Origin of the sequence: Rhizobium sp. CBN3 (assembly GCF_030518245.1) — a bacterium.
Lineage (GTDB): Bacteria > Pseudomonadota > Alphaproteobacteria > Rhizobiales > Rhizobiaceae > Rhizobium > Rhizobium aethiopicum_A.
On the sequence record NZ_JAULSE010000045.1, the window covers coordinates 1 to 17,203 of the forward strand.

The window sequence follows — 17,203 nt, forward strand, 5'->3', positions numbered from 1 at the left end:
CGACCACCGTCAGCACGCGCAGTTTCTTACCCGTTGCGAGTTGGTCGTGAACGAAGTCCATCGCCCAGACGTCGTTGGGTCCGACGGCCATGTGCCGATCCTCGCGAAGCTTGGCTTTTACCCCCCGCTTCGGTGTCTTGTTCCGCAACTGTAGCCCCAAGTCCCTGTAAATGCGGTAGGTTCGCTTGATGTTGGTGCCCCAACCCTCGCGTTCCAACAGCACATGCACGCGGCGATAGCCGTACCGCACACGGATCTCGCAGATCTCGCGAATACGACGTTCCAGACCGGCCTGATCAGCACGGCGAGAGGTATAGTGGTGAGTTGATCGATCGAAGTTCAACGCTCCACAAGCACGTCGGATCGAGATCGCCCAATCGCAGCACATGCCTTTCACCATCTCCCGCTTCCGAGCAGGCCTTAGAGCTTTCGGCGGATGACATCCTGCAACATCTCGCGGTCCAGCGTCAGATCCGCGACGATCTTCTTCAGGCGCGAATTCTCGTCCTCGAGCTGTTTCAGCCTCTTCATCTCCGGTGGCAGCATGCCCGCGTATTTTTTCTTCCAGTTGAAATAAGTCGCCTGGCTGATCCCCGCCTTCCTGCAGATTTCAGCAACCGACACGCCTTCATCACCTTGCTTCAGAATGAACGCCTTCTGAGCGTCCGAAAACTGCGACGCTTTCATCGTCTTCTGGTCCCTTTCCCAGCCAGGAAAATGCACCGGAAAACTCTAACCAAAATTGGTCCAGTTTGAAGGGTTCAGATCAATGGGCCGGACTCTAATCCATTCTGGAGGAAATTCTCAGTGGCAGGTCAGTGTGCACTGCCATCGAAAAGGCCAAAGCGATACCGCATCGACGCCCTGTGATGGTTTTCTTGTGTACGGACAGCGCGCAGGTACGGGACCATTTACTCGGTGTATTTCCCGATCAATCACTATCCCGAAATGCTTTCAGGCGGCCCAGGCCGGCCATTACACAGTGCATCGCTCGGAGTGGACGGCGGTATCTCTGCTCTTACAGAGATGTACCTTCTCGCCCGATGCGATACGGTAATTCGCTTTCCGCCGGCCAGCGCCTTCACGCGCTATGCCCGTCTCTTCGTGCCACGTGTTATTGAGTTTGACTTGAAAGATCCGACTCGCTTGATCTTGACTGATGAATCGTCCGAGCATGAGCCGGCTTGATGAACCGGCACTCCGCTGAACAAATTCTCGGCGCCCTCGCAGGATTGAGGAGAGGTGTTCACTGGATCGCGATGTGGGCGCAGCACGCGACGAGACAAGGCGGGGGCGCATCCTCTCCTAGCGTCTAGAGCAAATCCTGTTCAATCCGGATCATATCCAGCAGCCTTGAAGCAATTGGCGCATTCTGCGGGGGTGAAGCGGGGTATCAGGGCGCCAACTGCATCCCAGAGGGCGTCAATCTTTCGCTCTGCCCGACCTCGCAGCATCGCCTTCAGTTTGGAGAAGGCGTTCTCGATCGGATTGAAGTCTGGGCTGTAAGGGGGCAGGAACATGAGCGTGGCGCCGACACGTTCGATGGCGTCGCGTACACCCGCTGTCTTGTGAGCCGGTAGGTTGTCCATGACCACCACGTCGCCGATCTCCAGGGTAGGCCCCAATACCTGTTCGACGTAAGCCAGGAAGACAATTACCGTTCATGGCGCCATCGTAGACAAACGGCGCGGTCATCCCAGTGAGGCGCAACGCTCCGGTAAAGGTCGTTGTTTTCCAATGGCCATGTGGCACGCCAGCTCGGCAACGCTCACCTCGAAGTGCACGTCCGCGTAGCCGTGCCATCTTGGTCGAAAGGCCGGTTTCGTCGATGAAGATCAGCTTTTCTGGATCGAGATCCAGTTGGCCGTCGAACCAGACACGCCGGCGCTTTAGGACATCCGGCCGGTCCTGCTCCAGTGCGTGGGCGGTCTTTTTTCAAAGGTCCATCCGCGGCCTCGAAGCCAAGCGCCAAGTGCGCTGCGGCTGATCTTCACCTGCCGCTCGACGGACAAGCGCTCAACCATCTCATCGAGCGTCACATCCCTACGCTCGTTGATCAACGCGACAACGAATTCCTCGTGTGCATCCACTGCCGAAGGTCGTCTCCAGCCCTGTGGCCGAGCAGTTAACTCACCCTCTTTCGCTCTTGCAATCCAGCGGATCGCCGTCGAAATCCCAACTCCGAAACGAGCCGCAGCCTGTCGAGCCGACATGCCGGCCGCAGACGCTTTCAAAACCCGTATTCGAAGATCATCGCTCAGTGCTTGTCCCATCATCCACCTCTTCTCTGTGGATGTTTGAATCAGCATCGATGGACGCCGTCACATCACAATCGATTCATCGATCGCAGGACTTGCTCTAGCGCGTCCAAAGGCTTGCTGGATCATTGTTGTGAAGGGTAGCTATTGGGCGCCTTCGGTGAGTGGAAACGGCACCGCGCGCTCGACCCGCATCATTGGCATAGCAAGCTCGCACGTCGGCGATTCCGATGGGACGAGGACGTTCGCGCGCCACAGCCTCGTCGGCGCCTTAGCCGACGCCCTGCCTGATGCGAGGGCGTTCGTCGGGCTTGGTCGACAGATTGCCATCAAGCTGATGTTCGTGCTCTATGCGGTCGTGGGCGTGGCCGGAGCCGTTCTTTATTCCCGCATCCCGACACGTCTGGCAAACCGCTCGACCACAGAAGCCGCCGCCGCGCTAGGTCCTTAGCGCGCATCGTCCTTGCAACTCGCAACTCCCTCAGCCTCGACGCATTCGCAGGCGTGATAACGCCGGCTGCGAAAGACAGAAGATGCACTGTTGTAGTCTCCGGCTCCCGCCGCTGCTTGCATGACGGCTTGCGCCAGTCGTTGACAAAACTCAATTGGCCAGCCACCATTCCCGTTGCCCGGCCATTTGTAATGAGTAAGTCTGAGGTGGTGCCATGCCTCGCATGATCAGGTTCATGCTCACGCGTTTGGCGACGGGGTTCGCAATTGGATCCGCCGTGGGCTTCTTCGTTTGGCAAAATGGATTTGCCGCGGCAGGCACGGTTGAGAGTTATCTCGCGCAGGGCCTGTTCATCTACCTCTTCGCAAGCACCATCAGCATGGGTTATCTCGCGACGGCCCTGCTCCTCGAAGAATAACGCCGGACGCTCTCCGTCGCATGTTGGTGCTCGTTGCGCCCGTTCGTCTGCACTTCCCTATTAAGCCCGCCAGTCCGACGGTATCCGCATGTGTCGTCAGCGCCACCGTTGATGCGGACAAGGCCTGAAGCAAGCGATGAAAACAGTCGAGATGACAAGAACAATCCCGATGAGCATGACGTCCTGGTACATTTTGCGCCTGGCCATAACGGAGCAAGCGATCGCCACATTGACGGCGGTCGAATTCCGGCGCGGTTATCGCCCTACCCCGAGGTCAGCACGCCTTCCGCAGCAGGTCGACGCTGTCGACCACGACGACCCTGCCTCTGACTTCGACCCCTGCAGGACCGAGGGCAGCGAAAGCCCGCGAAAGGGCTTCGGGCGCAACCCCCAGTTTGCCGGCCAGAATTCTCTTCCGGTAAGGCAGGCGAAAGGTGGCCTGCGATGCTGAGGCCGGGCAGCGGCTGACGAGGTAATTCGCAACACGCTGTGCAGCCGTGTGCAGCCGGTCTCCCGCTATGCAATCCATGGCACCGAGCAGATGCCGGGCCATGATGCGCATCACGTTGCGACGCATGACGGGGTCCCGGTCGGCAAGCGCCCGCAACTCCACAAGGTCGAACAACGCGACCTCTGCGCCGTCGGCGGACCATGCGCTGTAGGTGTAGGAGCCGCCTCCCGACAGGAGATATTCGCCGAACGTCTCGCCCGGTTCGCAGATGCAGATATCTGCCTGGCGCCCCGCGGATTCCGACTTCGAAAGTCGCACGAAGCCGCGCATCACGCAATAGACGAACGACGCCTGCTGGCCCTCGGCGATAATCCGCTCGTCCGGTGCGAAGATCTGGAACTGAGCCGTGTCGGCCAGTTCTTCTATCCTTGCTTTGTCCAGGCCGTGAAACAGGTCAGATCGCAAAAGTATGGGATGTCTCGATAGCATCGATCTTCCTTTCGTTTCGGCCGTGAGCGGTTCAAGGTCTTTTGCAATCGGTTTCGTCCTCGACGAGGATTCGCCAAGCTGCTCCTTCAAGGTCGTCGTACTGGCGGCTCGTCAGCGACCAGAGGAACGCCAGGAGACCCATTCCCCCCATCAGCAGTGCGATCGGCATCAGATAGATCAGCATGTTCATGTGGTTTCAACTTCCGCACGTCCGCCGGCAAGCGGCTCGCTCCGTAGGCCGGGGCGCCTGCCGAAGGCATTTAATCGCAGCGCATTCGTCACGACGATGATCGACGAAGTCGACATGGCCACCGCCGCTATCAGCGGCGTTGCCAGGCCGGCGATTGCGATCGGTACCGCAAGCACGTTGTAACCGATGGCGAGAGCAAAGTTCTGTCGAATGAGGCTGGCGGATCTTCGCGCAACGGCGATTGCCTCAGGAACGGCATCGAGACGATCGTTGAAGAAGATAAGGTCGGCAGCTTGCCTGCCGACGTCGGATGCGGTTGCGGGCGCCATCGAGACCTGCGCGGCGGCCAGCGCCGGTGCGTCGTTGATCCCGTCGCCGACCATGAGCACACGATAGCCCTCGGCGCCCAGCCTCTGGAGTTCCTCGACCTTCTGTTTCGGCGCCAGGTCGCCCAGAGCTTTGCCGATACCGAGAGCCCGCGCTGTGTTGTCGACGACGGCCTGCCTGTCGCCGGATACTATCAGCGTTTCGATACCGGCTGCAGCGAGCTGGCGGAAAGCCTCGGCGGCGCCCGGACGAAGCGTGTCGTCAAACAGGAAACGGGCGAGATCGACGCCGTTTTTCGACAGGACCACCTCCGAAAACGGAGTATCGCCCGCGGGCGTGAGCCCGGTTCCGCAGGCAAAGGCCCGGTTGCCGAGCCGATAGAAGTCCGCTCCTTTCCAGGCTTCCAGCCCCCCGCCGGCGATTTCCGTGACCCTGTCGAAGGCGAAGGGGTAAGAGATGTCTATGTCCCGCACCAGACCCTGGGAAAGCGGATGCCGTGAATGCGCCGCCATTGCGCAAACGATGGCGCTATTGCCCGCGATCGCGTCGCTTCGGACGAGGCGGGGCCGGCCCATCGTCAGGGTGCCGGTCTTGTCGAAGGCCACCATGTCCGCGTCGGCCAGTCTTTCGAGCGCCGAACCGTCCTTCACCACGATGCCCCTGCGGAAAAGTTCGCCGGCGGCGACCACCTGGACCACCGGTACAGCAAGGCCCAATGCGCAGGGGCATGTGATGATCAGCACCGCGACCGCGACCAGCATGGCCTGTTTCCAATCGCCCCCAAGCAAGCCCCAGGCGAGAAAGGAAGCCAGCGCCAACAGGTGCACGGCGGGAGAATAAAGTGCTGCGGCGCGATCGGCGACCCGGCGATAACGAGCCCTGCCGCCCTCGGCCGCTTCCATCAGGCCGATGATCTCGGAAAGAAGCGAATCCCTTGCCACTTTGGTCGCCCGCAGGACGAGCGAACCGGTCAGGTTCATCGCACCCGAATTCAGCGCGCTGCCTGCGGCGACGGCGACCGTGCTGCTTTCACCGGTGACGATGGAGAGGTCAACATCGCTCTCGCCGCTGACGATCATGCCATCGACGGGAATGCGTCGGCCGGCGGCAATCGCGATGTTATCCCCGACGGCGATCTCTTCGACCGGGATGTAGTGCCGCGACCCGTCCGGCATCATCAGCTGCGCCCCGCGCGGCGCCAGTCTGGCAAGCCCGTTGATCGCGGCGCGGGCTTTTTCCCGCATTACATGATCGAGGGTTCTGCCGATCAGCAGGAAGAACAGCAGAGACACCGACGCGTCGAACCAGGCATGTTCGCCATGGTGCATGGTTTCCCATAGGGAGACCGCATAGGACAGCGTCACTGCAAGCGAGATCGGAACATCCATGTTGGTGCGCCTACGCTTGAGCCCGCTCCAGGCCGATTTGAAGAAGAAGCGTCCACCATAAATCAGCGCCGGCGCCGCGATCATCGCCGAGATCCAGTGAAACATGTCGCGCGTGGCCGCATCGGCGCCCGACCATACCGACACCGAGAGCATCATGATGTTGGCGGCCGCAAAGCCGGAAACTCCAATCGCCAGCAGTAGCTGGTTCCGGATCCTGTCGGTTTCGGGTGCTGTCGACGTGATGAGATGGGCGCGGTATCCGGCCAAGGTGATCGCGGCGAGGATTTCGGAGGGATCGGTCGCCTTCGCCTCGATCTCTTCCTGATAGACGCAGGTGACACGCCGGGCGGTGAGATTGACCCGGGCTTTCCTGACGAACGCAAGCGCCGACAGCGCTTTTTCGAGGGTCAATATGCAGCCGCCACAGTGGACGTCGGGTACGCTGAGGTCGATCTGGCGTAACCCTGCCCCGAGCGGGTGGCTTGCAAGGCATACCTCCTCGGCGCTGGCGGATGTCGCGCTGAGGCCGAGAACGCTTTCCGCATCCATCGAGCAGCAGGTCATTGGCGGAACTCCGCGGTGTCGAAGCGTTTGGCCTCATGCATGACGACCGCCCCGTTCATTCTCGATATGGCCTCGACGATCCAGTCGCCGGCGACAACCTGGTGATCGGCTTCGAACCGCCCTTCGCCCGTCTTCCGGAGCGTCACGCGGAAATCCTCATGATCGCCGACGGGCCGTTTGAAGTTCAGCGTGACATCATCGATGATCGCAGGCGTGCCGGCCTTGTCGTGGATGTCGTAACGGATTTGGATGCCCTTAACGACGAGCGCGCCCTCGACGCCGGAGGCGGCCATTGCCTTCATCGCTGCCGCCCTGGTGTTGAATTCCTGGCTGGCCACATAGGTGTTTTCCACGACGATGCCACTCCAGCTGGACGCAGCATAGAAGGCCATGGTGGCGTTTACGGCGATCACTACGGCGAAGAATGCCGAGGTGGCAAGCAGCACGTGCAAGCCGGTAAAGCCCTGAGTAGAAGTCTTCATTTCACGTCTCCCGGCGCGTTGAACGCGGCGCGATAGCTCGCCCGGTCGGCTTGACCTGCGTCTTGACCTATATCTTCGATGACGAAGAGGAATTCGTTGATCTCTGCCCCGTCTGGGGCGCGCGTGACGAAGACCTTGAGCGTCGTGGCCGCGTCGGGTTCGACGTGAGCGGTGAAGCTGCGGGCATCCTGCCTGCCGAACTCGGGAATGCGCATTGTGCCCCCCTCCAGCCCGACGAGGGTGATGGTCACGTCCCGCGGCTTCGGCACCATGTTGAGGACATGCAGCGTGTAGCCGTTTCGGATGGAGCCGTCGCTTTCCAGAACATATTGAGGGTTCCGGTCGTGGATAACGTTGAGCCTGAGCCGATCGCGTAAGGCGAGATGGACGACCATGGCGACGCCGATCGATGCCCAGACGACACCGTAGAAGACAATTCTTCGGCGGAAGATGATGCGCCAGTCGAAATTCCGGACAGCTGGCATGAAGCTTCCGTCGTCGTTTCGGACATTGGAGGGCTGGATGGCTGTCCGTCCTCCGTCAGTAGCAAGCGACATGTTGCTCGAATATTCCTTGAGCGTCGCATAGGCGATCAGGCCGTGTGGCTTCCCGAGCTTGTCCATGACGCCGCCACAGGCGTCGATGCAGAGGGCGCATGTGATGCATTCCATCTGCTGGCCGTCGCGGATGTCGATCCCCATCGGGCAGACGGCGACGCAGGCATTGCAGTCCACGCAATCGCCCACCGGCAGACCCTGAGCCTTCTTGCCATGGCGCGACCGCTGCTCGCCCCGCCAGTCGTTGTAGGTGACAACAAGCGAATTCTCATCCAGCATCGCGCCCTGAATGCGCGGCCACGGACACATATAGGTGCATGTCTGTTCGCGCATGAGGCCGCCAAGCACATAGGTCGTCGCGGTCAGGGTGGCGATCGTGGCATACGCAGCGGCAGGAGCGCTGCCGTCAAACAGTGAAGCCGCCAGGCTCGGCGCGTCGGCAAAATAGAAGATCCATGCTCCGCCCGTGGCGACGGCGATCAGCAACCAGATCGCGTGCTTGATCACCCGCTTCCTGAGCTTGTCGAAAGTGAAGGGGTCGGCATCGAGCTTCATCCGAGCGTTTCGGTCGCCTTCGACGGCGCGTTCGACGACGATAAAGAGATCGACCCAGACGGTCTGCGGACAGGCATAGCCACACCAGGCGCGGCCGACAGCGGCGGTGAGGAGAAAGAGGCCGAAGCCCGCCATGACGAGCAGGCCCGCCACATAGTAGAATTCCTGCGGCCAGATCTCGATGAAGAAAAAGAAGAAGCGCCGCGAGGCGAGGTCGACGAGGATTGCCTGATTGGGCGCATAGGGACCGCGGTCCCAGCGAATCCACGGCGCGAGGTAATATGTGCCAAGCGTGAGCAGCATCAAGACCCATTTGAACCGGCGAAAGGGCCCTTCGGCTCGTTTCGGAAAGATCTTCTTGCGCGGCGCATAGAGAGACTGGCGGTTGCGCCGGGCGTTGACGGGTTCGACGCGAACGTGGTCAATGTCATTTAGATTAGGGCGGGTATAGAGATTCATAGGACCTGTCCGATTTTCACCACTCTTTTCCCAGCCGTGGCGGATCCGTTCCTTGATGCAGATCAAGAACGACCGTGCAGAAGCGAAAAGGCCACGCCCCAGAGTAAGGGCGTGGCCGGAGGACAGCGGCGGAGAAACCGCTGGGACGTCCTCCACAGGAGCTGAAACTATCGGCTCGTCTGCTTGTGGTCTTTGAGGCAGATCAAACTCACCATCGAATTGCCGATTTTTGCCGGGTCGTCCTGCTCCGAAGACGCAGGCATCTGTTGGGCGCGGGCTGAGACACGCGATCGGATAACAGCACGCGGCGCGCCGTAGAGAGGGAGGATCGGATTGCGGTCGTGGGCTGTCATGTCTTTTCTCCTTACGTGCCGCCGCCGAGCGCATGAACGAAAATAGTAAGCTCGTTTACCGTTGTGTCCCCCAGGCGCGCTGCCCAGGCAGGCATTACGCCATGTTTGGGAGAGGCAACCTGACGAAGGATGGCGTCTTCACCCCGCGACTTCAGCCAGATTGCGTCGGCGAGATCCGGCGCACCCATTTCCACCTTTCCTTTGGCGTCCTCGCCGTGACATGGGGCGCAATTGTCGAAGAAAACCTGTTTTCCGGCCGCCGCCAGACCGACATCCGAGGGCGTATTGGTCAGCCCCCAGACAAAGGCGGCGACCTGCTTCATCTGGATGGGCTCCAGAACACCGGCAAAGGGCGGCATTTCGGAGGAATGGCTATCCGTATCGCCGTCGAAGCGGATGCCATGAGAGATCGTGGCCTGGATGGCATTCAGATCCCCGCCCCACAGCCAGTCGTCGTCGTTGAGATTCGGAAACCCCGGACCGCCGCTCGCTCCCGATCCATGGCAGGGCGCGCAGTTCACCTTGAAAGCGGATGCGCCGCCAGCGATCGCGAATTTACGAAGAGCAGGATCCGCGTCGATCTCCTCCACTGTCTTGGCAGCGATCAGGTCATGGAACTCCGTCTGCGATGACTTAGCGAGATTGAGGTCCTGCTGCAGCTCGGCGCGCGTTGAATAACCGAGATAGCCGTTAGTGGCGGAAGTGATCATCGGGATGGCCGGGTAAGCGATGGCGTAGCCGATCGCCCAGAGGATCGTCACGTAGAAGGTCCAGATCCACCAGCGCGGCATGGGATTGTTGAGCTCTTGGATGCCGTCCCATTCATGACCCGTCGTTTCGACGCCGCTCAGTTCATCGATATGCTTTTGCGACATCTCAATCGTCCTTCAAGGGAATATCGGCGGCATCTTTGGCCGTCTGCTTGCTACCTGGGCGAAGGGTGAGCATGACCGCGCCGACGAAGAATGCGGCCATTGCCAGGAGGCCCCAGCTGTCGGAGAAGTGTCTCATTGCAGTGTAAGTTTCCATGGATCACCTCACCGGTAGCCGGTCGCGTCGTCATAGGTCGAGAAATTAACCAGCGTTCCGAGCATCTGCAGGTAGGACACCAGCGCGTCCATCTCGGTCAGCCGGGTTGGATCGCCGTCGAGATCGCCGACATTCGCATTTGGGTAGCGCTTGAGTAGAGCCGCCGTGTCCGCGTTCGGATCGGCCTGGGCTCTCATGTCGGCCTCGGCATTCGCCAGCATGTCGTCGCTGTAAGGCACGCCCACGTCCTCATTGGCCTTGAGGTCCTCTCCGATACTCCTGACCGTCACCTCCTTCTCTTCGAGGAAGGCGTAGCTCGGCATGATTGATTCCGGCACCACGGCCCGCGGATTTGCGAGATGCTGGACGTGCCATTCGTTCGAGTAACGCCCCCCGACGCGGGCCAGATCGGGCCCTGTCCGCTTGGATCCCCATTGGAACGGGTGGTCGTACATCGATTCCGCGGCGAGCGAATAATGGCCGTAACGTTCGACCTCATCACGGAACGGCCGGATCATCTGGCTGTGGCAGAGATAGCAGCCTTCACGGATGTAGATGTTCCGTCCGGCGAGCTCTAGCGGCGTGTAGGGCCGCATGCCTTCCACTTTTTCGATCGTGTTCTGCAGGTAGAACAGCGGTGCGATTTCAACGATGCCGCCAATGCTGACGACCAGCAGCGAGCCGACCAGAAGAAGCGTCGCGTTCTTCTCGAGGGTCTTATGTTTATCAAGTAACGATGCCATGTCTCACCTCACTCGGCAGGCTGTGCCTGGGGCACCAAACTGGTCGGGATTGGCGCTTCGTCGCGCAGGTGGCCGCGGATCGTCATGAACACGTTCCAGGCCATGACGAGGCCACCCGCTAGGTAGAGTGCTCCGCCGACGGCACGCAGCACGTAATAGGGGATCATCGCCGCGACCGTTTCAGCGAAGGAATAGACGAGGAAGCCCTGGGAATTGTATTCTCGCCACATCAGCCCCTGCTGGATGCCCGCGACCCAGAGCACCGCGGCGTAGATCACGATCCCGAGCGTCGCGAGCCAGAAGTGCCAGTTGACCATCCGCAGGCTGTAGAGGCGCTCGCGCCCCCACAGTTTCGGCGTCAGGTAGTATATCGCCCCGAAGGTGATCATACCCACCCAGCCAAGTGCTCCGGAATGCACGTGACCGATCGTCCATTCGGTATAGTGGCTGAGCGAATTGACAGCCTTTATCGACATCATCGGGCCTTCGAAGGTCGACATCCCATAAAATGCGATGGCGACGATCATCATCCGGATGATCGGGTCGGTGCGAATTTTGTCCCAGGCGCCCGAAAGGGTCATCAAACCGTTGATCATGCCGCCCCAGGAGGGCATCCAGAGCATGACGGAGAAGACCATTCCGAGCGTCTGCGCCCAGTCAGGCAGCGCCGTGTAATGCAGATGATGCGGGCCGGCCCAGATATACATGAAGATCAGGGCCCAGAAGTGGATGATCGACAGCCGGTAGGAATAAACCGGCCGGTTGGCCTGCTTCGGCACAAAATAGTACATCATCCCCAGGAAGCCGGCGGTGAGGAAGAAGCCGACGGCGTTGTGGCCGTACCACCATTGGGTGAGTGCATCCTGGACGCCGGAGAAGAGAGAATAGCTCTTGGAGCCGAGGAACGACGCCGGAACAGCGAGGTTGTTGACCACATGCAGCATCGCAATGGTGACTATGAAGCTGAGATAGAACCAGTTTGCCACGTAGATATGCGGCTCTTTGCGCTTCAGGATCGTTCCGAGATAGACGGCCAGATAGGCGACCCAGACGATGGTAAGCCACAGGTCGACGTACCATTCGGGCTCGGCATATTCGCGCGACTGATTGATGCCGATCACGTAGCCGGTCGCAGCCATCACGATGAACAGCTGGTAGCCCCAGAAGACGAACCAGGCGAGTGTTCCTCCGAAGAGACGCGCGCGACAGGTGCGTTGCACCACATAGAAGGATGTCATGATCAGCGCGTTGCCGCCGAAGGCGAAGATCACCGCCGATGTGTGAACCGGCCGCAATCTTCCGAAATTCCAATAGGGCGCGATGTTGAGGTCGGGAAAGGCGAGCTGCAGCGCGATGATCACGCCGACGAGGAAGCCGACGACGCCCCAGAACACCGTAGCGATCAGGCCGTAGCGGATTACCTCGTCGCAATAGCCCGTAAGCTCTGTTTTGCGCTGTTGGCCCGTCGGCGAAAACTCTGCGTTTCTGACAAGCAGCAGCGTTCCCGCAACCAGGCAGAGGCAAAGTATACCCATATGGACTGCAAACAGATGATCGTGCGCGAATGCGGCCGCGAGCAGCGCCAGAAACGCTGCGACCGCGATCACCATCGTTTCTGTCGTGTAATTCATGATGTCGTCTCCAGTGCGCAGACGACCGCCTCGCGGCCGGCTTTCTCGGATTTCGAGGCAGGACTGTCACGAAGACGGGAACGGCTCCTTGATCTACATCAACAAGCGGACTGGAAGCGGTGGACGAACCGACGTTGTTACACTCTGTTGCAAACTTCCCCCTTTGGCACCGCCCGCTTACTCCCGTGTGACGCAGCTGCTTTCTACCGCACCCACTGCCACAAGGGGCGATGAAGATGCTGTGCAGAACAACCACGCGTTCGACAATGGCGCGAAGGGGCGCGAAGCCATACATGCCGGCCAATCCCTCTCTTCGCTGTTCGTAGGCTCGGCGGCCGAGGCCGTCGCAGCCGGTAAGGCGATTTGGTGGGAGGGTGATAAGCAACCATCTTGTCCAGGTGGAAGAAGGTGTCGTGCGCCTGCTTCGTATCATCGGCGAAAGATCGTCGGGTGATAATCGCTCTTCAATTCGCCGGCGATCTCAACGGCGCGTCGCTGCAAAACGATTTCCTATTTACGGCTGAGGCCGTCACGAAATGCAAGATCCGCCGGATATCGCACATGAGTTTCCACGGGGAAGTCGCTCGGTCTAATGCGCTCGCTCGACCTAGCTCTCGTTGCTCTGGCAGGAGGCGGCCGCTTCGCATGAACAGATGGTGCTGTTGCCGAAGAAGAACGCCGAGGAGCGCCCCTGCAGCTTCATCGTGAAGCTTGCATTCCGGCGCAACCCGCGTCCGCCAAGGTCCGTTGCGCGTTTCCATGAATCGTCAAGACATTGCGGATCATCTCGGCCTGACCATTGAGACCCTGGCCCACACCGTTACGAAACTTGCGTCGCGCAACATCGTTATTCCCGAGGGCAGGCACGACCTGCGGAACGTCAATCTTGCCCGCTGGTACGGTTATCGGGCGACACTGATGATTTTTCCGAGGATTTCTGTCAGAGGGTAAACCTCAACACACGCGACAAGCCGCGGGATCGACATTCATGCCCTCCGCGAACTTCTCGACGCGATATGAGCTCAGTCACGGCAATCCTAAGCTGTTCAGCAGCGCCGACGTTCGCCGAGCGTGCTTGTCCTTCGGTGATTCCTACATCGCTTGCAGGCTGCCATGTCCCTCGCAAGGGCGCTGGGCAAGCAGGCAAAAATTGGGACCTTCTGCCTTTTTTCCCCGAATTTGACGGGCGTCAAAGAGCCCAATTCCGGCATCTGCTAAGACACATTCATGAGGCTGATTGGGTCTCGCAGAAAAGGAGCTTGCAAATGCGGTTAAAATTCGGTCTGATCGCTGCAGCGGCAGCCTTGATTGTTTCGGCAGCGCCGTTGATGGCGGCCGACCACCAGGTTCGGATGCTCAACAAAGGCACGGAAGGCGCGATGGTGTTCGAGCCTGGCTTCCTGAAGATCGCCCCCGGCGACACCGTCACCTTCATCCCCACCGACAAGGGCCACAACGTCGAAACCTTCAAAGGCCTCATTCCGGATGGCGTTGCCGACTTCAAGTCAAAGCCGAATGAGCTATATCGCGCGAAATTCGATGTTCCAGGCGTCTATGTCCTGAAATGCACCCCACATTCCGGCATGGGCATGGTTGCCCTGATCCAGGTGGGTGACAGTCCGCCCAATCTCGAAGCGATCAAGACTGCAAAGGTGCCGAACATGGTGCGCAAGCGGCTCGATGCCGACCTCACAAACATCACCCAGTGAGACACAGCAGGTGCGGATGACCGCGCAGCCCATGACGATGGCTTTCGTGGCAGCTGTTTGCCTCGCCAGGAGCAGCTGATGCTCAGTGAGCATCGAGCAGAGCCAGGCGCTGTCAGGCAAGACGTCCAAGGCAGTGGTCGGACACGGTTGTCGGCAAAGCCGATGCCGAAACCTGGTGGGACCGTCGAGAAAGTGAATGTGGCCTGTGAAAAGAGCTATGATCTGCACGGCAGACCTGTGAAGGAACGCGTGGGCAAGATCACTAGCCCGGCGGCAATCTCGCTGACGACGAATATAACGAGGTCGTTTTTTTGCGCGGCAGTCGCGAAGGAGATGCCAGCCAAAACCCGGGGTCTCGTTCTGGTTACCCAAGAATTGCACGGAAGGCGCCGTCGAACGTTTGATCGAAATCCCCGCGGCAGGCAAGTCCTACAACTAGGAGACCCCTGCCTCGTCCTTCGACGTGCTCGAACAACCGCGTTCGTGAGAGGGCGAGAGCCGTCGATCATGTGGCGCTCGGTAGCTCACCTCGCGAAAAGGCTCCTTCAGGCGCCTGCGCGGCCGCCATAATCGCGATGGGCACAACTCTGCGGACCGGCGCTTGCCCACGCCACCTTAAAGGTTCGACGTCAGTCGCCAACGATACCCTGGGCCGGGGCCTGCCGAGATCGAGCTGTATTTGAATGAGCCGAAAAGCTCGACGATAACGACCTCGACGTCCAGGCGGTGATACGGGCGCCCATCTACTTGTGACAGGGCGGCCCGATGACCGTATTTGTGAGTGCGCCCGCCCTGCTTCACACGAACTTGCGACGTCGATCCTCCTCGACGTGCCGTTGTCGACGGGACTCCTGGGAAGATAACTGCAGGGTCCTCGATCGAGAAACGGGAACTCGATGTCTTCTCGCGCGGCCTTTGATGCGTTTCGTGTCGCCGGAACCGATGCACACTTCCGGCGACAAGTACTAGGCTGCCTTGCTGTGCGTGTGCCCGTGCGAGCTAAAATAGGCGTCGAATGCCGCCGCGACTGCACGGACCATGAAGCGCGCCTCCTCGCATACGACAATCCGCTCACCGCTGATCGTCACGACGCCGTCGGCCATGAGCTCGCCGAGACGGTCGTTGCGCTCGACAAGGAAGCCGGTGTCGAAACCCGATCCGCTGCTCAACTGGCCGAGATCGGCTTCGAAATCGCACATCAGCCTCTCGATGACCCTCGCCCGAAGCTTGTCCTCCTCGCTGAGAAGATATCCCTTGGCGGTCGGCAGCACCCCGAAGGCAATTCGCTCGGCATAGAGGCCGAGAGGCACGTGGTTCTGCATATAGCCGGCCGGCAGCCGCCCGATCGCAGATGCGCCGAGGCCGATCAGGCTATCGCAATCATCCGTGGTATAGCCCTGGAAGTTTCTCCTCAGCGTTCTGTTGCGCGCGGCGAGCGCCAACTGATCGTTCGGCAGTGCAAAATGATCGAGCCCAATGCGCAGATATCCGGCCTTCTGGAGCTCCTCGGCGATCACTTCCGCCTGCTCGTTCCGCTGTTTTGCGTCCGGCAGCGATGCTTCGTCGATCAGGCGCTGATGTTTCTTAAAAGCGGGTATGTGAGCGTAACCGAAAACGGCGAAACGTTCGGGACGCAGTTCTGCAGCCAGCCGGACCGTCTCGATGCAAGATTGGACAGTCTGTTTCGGAAGGCCATAAATTAGGTCGAAGTTGATGCTGCTGACGCCTGCTGAGCGCAACCCGGCGACCGCCCTTTCCGTCTGCTCAAAGGATTGCAGCCGCTTGATACCGGCCTGCACGATCGGATCGTAGCTCTGGACGCCGAGGCTTGCGCGGTCGACGCCGTTTTCGGCGAGCGCATCGATCATGGGGGCGACCAATGTGCGAGGGTCGATCTCGACTGCGACGCCGGCTTTCGCTTCAAACGTGAAGGCACTCCTGAGCTTTGCCATTAGAGCCGAAAATTCCTGCGGCTTCATGACCGACGGCGTGCCGCCGCCGAAATGCACGTACTTGACGGGCACGTCGTTTCCGGCCGCAAAAGAGACGAGCTCGATCTCTTCCTTCATCACGTCGAGATAGTCGGCGACCGGAGCGTCTTGCCGGGTGATGGTCGTGTGGCAGCCGCAGTACCAGCATATCGAACGGCAGAACGGGACGTGGAGATAAACCGAAACCGGGCCAGCCGCGGCGATATGGGCGAGATTGCCGGCATATTCATCCGGCCCCACGGCTGCAGAAAAAGCCGCCGCCGTCGGGTAACTCGTATAACGCGGAATCCGCGCATCGCCGTATTTGGCGATCAGATCATCAGACATTTTCGCATCCCTTTTCAAAACAGGATGCTTTATGACCTCCGGCCGCGCCGGCTTCCTTGTCCCAAATCAATGATGACGTCTCAGGCCAGAATCAGCCGGATCTTTGTCCGCTGTGAAAGTCAGCACTTTCGAACCCGCCTAACATCTCGTTCTGACATGGGTCGAGCCGCGGTCCCGGCTGTTCGAAGAGACGTGCCACAAGGAAATGAGCAAGAATGACTGATACGCAAAACGGGTGAAACAAATTGGTGTCCGCGTGCTGTCGCCGGTCGAGCCATCCCACGGTTTCGGCTCGCTCCATGCGCTGGCCCCCGGCGATAGTTTGTTGATCGCCAGTGGAACTGGTGCCGGCCTAACGGCGGGAATCTCGAGCGAAGCCTACCGAAACGCGGAAGTCGTGGTCGTTTTCCAATTCCACAGGCCCTCGCCGCGGCCGCCGACGTGATCGTCAAGGTGCGCCTCGATCAATGAGGTCGCCCTGCTGTCGCCTGAAAAGACGCTAATCGCTTTCTTCTATCCCGCAGCCAACAATGAGTTGCTCAAGCGGGCTCTGCATTCGGGCGCGAATATAAGCGCCATAGACATGGTCCCGCGCATCAGCCGTGCACAGAAGATGAATGGGAAAGATCGGGGTTACCGGGCGGTCATCGAAGCGAGTGCGAACTTCAGGTGTTTCTTCACCGGGCAGATCACCGCGCGGTATTTCTAGGGTCTCCTCAGTTTTACGTCGCCTTGAGGTCCGTCAGCACCTTGTCAAAAGCATCCTTGACCGGCTTTGAGATTTCCTCCACCGCCCTGCTTGAGAGCACCCGGACTTCCTTGGCGTGCTGC

Annotated in this window: 15 protein-coding genes and 5 pseudogenes; 6 read left to right on the forward strand and 14 right to left on the reverse strand. The window is 59.8% G+C overall.

From position 1 onward, the window contains the following. Positions 1-687: pseudogene (locus QWJ46_RS29965) on the reverse strand (IS3-like element ISRel21 family transposase); the annotation flags it as partial. Positions 688-818: 131 nt separating this feature from the next. Between QWJ46_RS29965 and QWJ46_RS29970 the strand changes: the two are divergent. Then, positions 819-1,188 (forward strand): annotated as a pseudogene (locus tag QWJ46_RS29970) (nodulation protein NodZ); the annotation flags it as partial. Positions 1,189-1,328: 140 nt separating this feature from the next. On the opposite strand, the pseudogene QWJ46_RS29975 reads toward QWJ46_RS29970, so the two are convergent. Then, positions 1,329-2,273 (reverse strand): annotated as a pseudogene (locus QWJ46_RS29975) (IS630 family transposase). Positions 2,274-2,391: 118 nt separating this feature from the next. Between QWJ46_RS29975 and QWJ46_RS29980 the strand changes: the two are divergent. Both QWJ46_RS29980 and QWJ46_RS29985 read left to right on the forward strand, forming a co-directional pair. After that, complete coding sequence (locus QWJ46_RS29980) at positions 2,392-2,709, forward strand: hypothetical protein (RefSeq protein ID WP_018247218.1); 318 nt, start codon at positions 2,392-2,394, stop codon at positions 2,707-2,709. Between the two features lie 214 nt (positions 2,710-2,923). After that, positions 2,924-3,127 carry a hypothetical protein gene (locus QWJ46_RS29985; protein WP_004674430.1) on the forward strand — a complete coding sequence of 68 codons (204 nt, stop codon included), beginning with the start codon at positions 2,924-2,926 and terminating at the stop codon, positions 3,125-3,127. Between the two features lie 274 nt (positions 3,128-3,401). On the opposite strand, the gene QWJ46_RS29990 is transcribed toward QWJ46_RS29985, so the two are convergent. The 10 genes from QWJ46_RS29990 to ccoN form a co-directional block, all read right to left on the reverse strand. Further along, on the reverse strand, positions 3,402-4,067 hold the full coding sequence (locus tag QWJ46_RS29990; protein WP_004674428.1) for a Crp/Fnr family transcriptional regulator: 666 nt from the start codon (positions 4,065-4,067) through the stop codon (positions 3,402-3,404). 31 nt (positions 4,068-4,098) lie between these two features. Beyond that, positions 4,099-4,257: a cbb3-type cytochrome oxidase assembly protein CcoS gene (ccoS, locus tag QWJ46_RS29995; protein WP_004674425.1), complete on the reverse strand. Its 159-nt coding sequence runs from the start codon at positions 4,255-4,257 to the stop codon at positions 4,099-4,101. Further along, positions 4,254-6,536, reverse strand: coding sequence for a cation-translocating P-type ATPase (locus QWJ46_RS30000; RefSeq protein WP_004674422.1), 2,283 nt, complete (start codon positions 6,534-6,536; stop codon positions 4,254-4,256). The genes ccoS and QWJ46_RS30000 overlap by 4 nt, the downstream gene beginning before the upstream one ends. Next, positions 6,533-7,018 carry a FixH family protein gene (locus QWJ46_RS30005; protein WP_004674419.1) on the reverse strand — a complete coding sequence of 162 codons (486 nt, stop codon included), beginning with the start codon at positions 7,016-7,018 and terminating at the stop codon, positions 6,533-6,535. The genes QWJ46_RS30000 and QWJ46_RS30005 overlap by 4 nt, the downstream gene beginning before the upstream one ends. Then, positions 7,015-8,589, reverse strand: a complete 1,575-nt coding sequence (gene ccoG, locus QWJ46_RS30010; protein ID WP_004674417.1) for a cytochrome c oxidase accessory protein CcoG — start codon at positions 8,587-8,589, stop codon at positions 7,015-7,017. Before ccoG ends, QWJ46_RS30005 begins: the two co-directional genes overlap by 4 nt. A gap of 167 nt (positions 8,590-8,756) precedes the next feature. After that, a complete protein-coding gene (locus QWJ46_RS30015; RefSeq protein ID WP_004674416.1) occupies positions 8,757-8,942 on the reverse strand; it encodes a hypothetical protein in 186 nt (61 codons plus the stop codon). Between the two features lie 11 nt (positions 8,943-8,953). Then, the gene (ccoP, locus tag QWJ46_RS30020; RefSeq protein WP_004674413.1) at positions 8,954-9,817 is read right to left on the reverse strand and encodes a cytochrome-c oxidase, cbb3-type subunit III; all 864 of its coding nucleotides are present in this window, start codon (positions 9,815-9,817) and stop codon (positions 8,954-8,956) included. A 1-nt stretch (position 9,818) separates the two neighbouring features. Continuing rightward, positions 9,819-9,971 carry a cbb3-type cytochrome c oxidase subunit 3 gene (locus QWJ46_RS30025; RefSeq protein ID WP_004674411.1) on the reverse strand — a complete coding sequence of 51 codons (153 nt, stop codon included), beginning with the start codon at positions 9,969-9,971 and terminating at the stop codon, positions 9,819-9,821. 8 nt (positions 9,972-9,979) lie between these two features. Then, positions 9,980-10,714 carry a cytochrome-c oxidase, cbb3-type subunit II gene (gene ccoO / locus QWJ46_RS30030; protein ID WP_004674404.1) on the reverse strand — a complete coding sequence of 245 codons (735 nt, stop codon included), beginning with the start codon at positions 10,712-10,714 and terminating at the stop codon, positions 9,980-9,982. Positions 10,715-10,722: 8 nt separating this feature from the next. After that, positions 10,723-12,345, reverse strand: coding sequence for a cytochrome-c oxidase, cbb3-type subunit I (gene ccoN / locus QWJ46_RS30035; protein WP_004674403.1), 1,623 nt, complete (start codon positions 12,343-12,345; stop codon positions 10,723-10,725). A 241-nt stretch (positions 12,346-12,586) separates the two neighbouring features. Between ccoN and QWJ46_RS30040 the strand changes: the two are divergent. Beyond that, positions 12,587-13,304, forward strand: a pseudogene (locus tag QWJ46_RS30040) (cyclic nucleotide-binding domain-containing protein); the annotation flags it as partial. 306 nt (positions 13,305-13,610) lie between these two features. Continuing rightward, positions 13,611-14,054, forward strand: a complete 444-nt coding sequence (locus QWJ46_RS30045) for a pseudoazurin (RefSeq protein WP_004674399.1) — start codon at positions 13,611-13,613, stop codon at positions 14,052-14,054. Positions 14,055-15,019: 965 nt separating this feature from the next. Here the strand turns inward: QWJ46_RS30045 and hemN are convergent. Next, complete coding sequence (hemN, locus tag QWJ46_RS30050; RefSeq protein ID WP_004674397.1) at positions 15,020-16,372, reverse strand: oxygen-independent coproporphyrinogen III oxidase; 1,353 nt, start codon at positions 16,370-16,372, stop codon at positions 15,020-15,022. 478 nt (positions 16,373-16,850) lie between these two features. Here hemN and QWJ46_RS30055 point away from each other — a divergent pair, with 478 nt between their 5' ends. Beyond that, complete coding sequence (locus QWJ46_RS30055; protein ID WP_225880318.1) at positions 16,851-17,081, forward strand: NAD(P) transhydrogenase subunit alpha; 231 nt, start codon at positions 16,851-16,853, stop codon at positions 17,079-17,081. 13 nt (positions 17,082-17,094) lie between these two features. Here the strand turns inward: QWJ46_RS30055 and QWJ46_RS31375 are convergent. Continuing rightward, positions 17,095-17,203 (reverse strand): annotated as a pseudogene (locus QWJ46_RS31375) (phasin); the annotation flags it as partial.

What these genes read in the sequence shown, in the direction of transcription:
- QWJ46_RS29985 (WP_004674430.1), top strand. Translation starts at nt 2,924, where the DNA reads ATGCCTCGCATGATCAGGTTCATGCTCACGCGTTTGGCGACGGGGTTC.
- QWJ46_RS29990 (WP_004674428.1), bottom strand. Translation starts at nt 4,067, where the DNA reads ATGCTATCGAGACATCCCATACTTTTGCGATCTGACCTGTTTCACGGC.
- ccoS (WP_004674425.1), bottom strand. Translation starts at nt 4,257, where the DNA reads ATGAACATGCTGATCTATCTGATGCCGATCGCACTGCTGATGGGGGGA.
- QWJ46_RS30000 (WP_004674422.1), bottom strand. Translation starts at nt 6,536, where the DNA reads ATGACCTGCTGCTCGATGGATGCGGAAAGCGTTCTCGGCCTCAGCGCG.
- QWJ46_RS30005 (WP_004674419.1), bottom strand. Translation starts at nt 7,018, where the DNA reads ATGAAGACTTCTACTCAGGGCTTTACCGGCTTGCACGTGCTGCTTGCC.
- ccoG (WP_004674417.1), bottom strand. Translation starts at nt 8,589, where the DNA reads ATGAATCTCTATACCCGCCCTAATCTAAATGACATTGACCACGTTCGC.
- QWJ46_RS30015 (WP_004674416.1), bottom strand. Translation starts at nt 8,942, where the DNA reads ATGACAGCCCACGACCGCAATCCGATCCTCCCTCTCTACGGCGCGCCG.
- ccoP (WP_004674413.1), bottom strand. Translation starts at nt 9,817, where the DNA reads ATGTCGCAAAAGCATATCGATGAACTGAGCGGCGTCGAAACGACGGGT.
- QWJ46_RS30025 (WP_004674411.1), bottom strand. Translation starts at nt 9,971, where the DNA reads ATGGAAACTTACACTGCAATGAGACACTTCTCCGACAGCTGGGGCCTC.
- ccoO (WP_004674404.1), bottom strand. Translation starts at nt 10,714, where the DNA reads ATGGCATCGTTACTTGATAAACATAAGACCCTCGAGAAGAACGCGACG.
- ccoN (WP_004674403.1), bottom strand. Translation starts at nt 12,345, where the DNA reads ATGAATTACACGACAGAAACGATGGTGATCGCGGTCGCAGCGTTTCTG.
- QWJ46_RS30045 (WP_004674399.1), top strand. Translation starts at nt 13,611, where the DNA reads ATGCGGTTAAAATTCGGTCTGATCGCTGCAGCGGCAGCCTTGATTGTT.
- hemN (WP_004674397.1), bottom strand. Translation starts at nt 16,372, where the DNA reads ATGTCTGATGATCTGATCGCCAAATACGGCGATGCGCGGATTCCGCGT.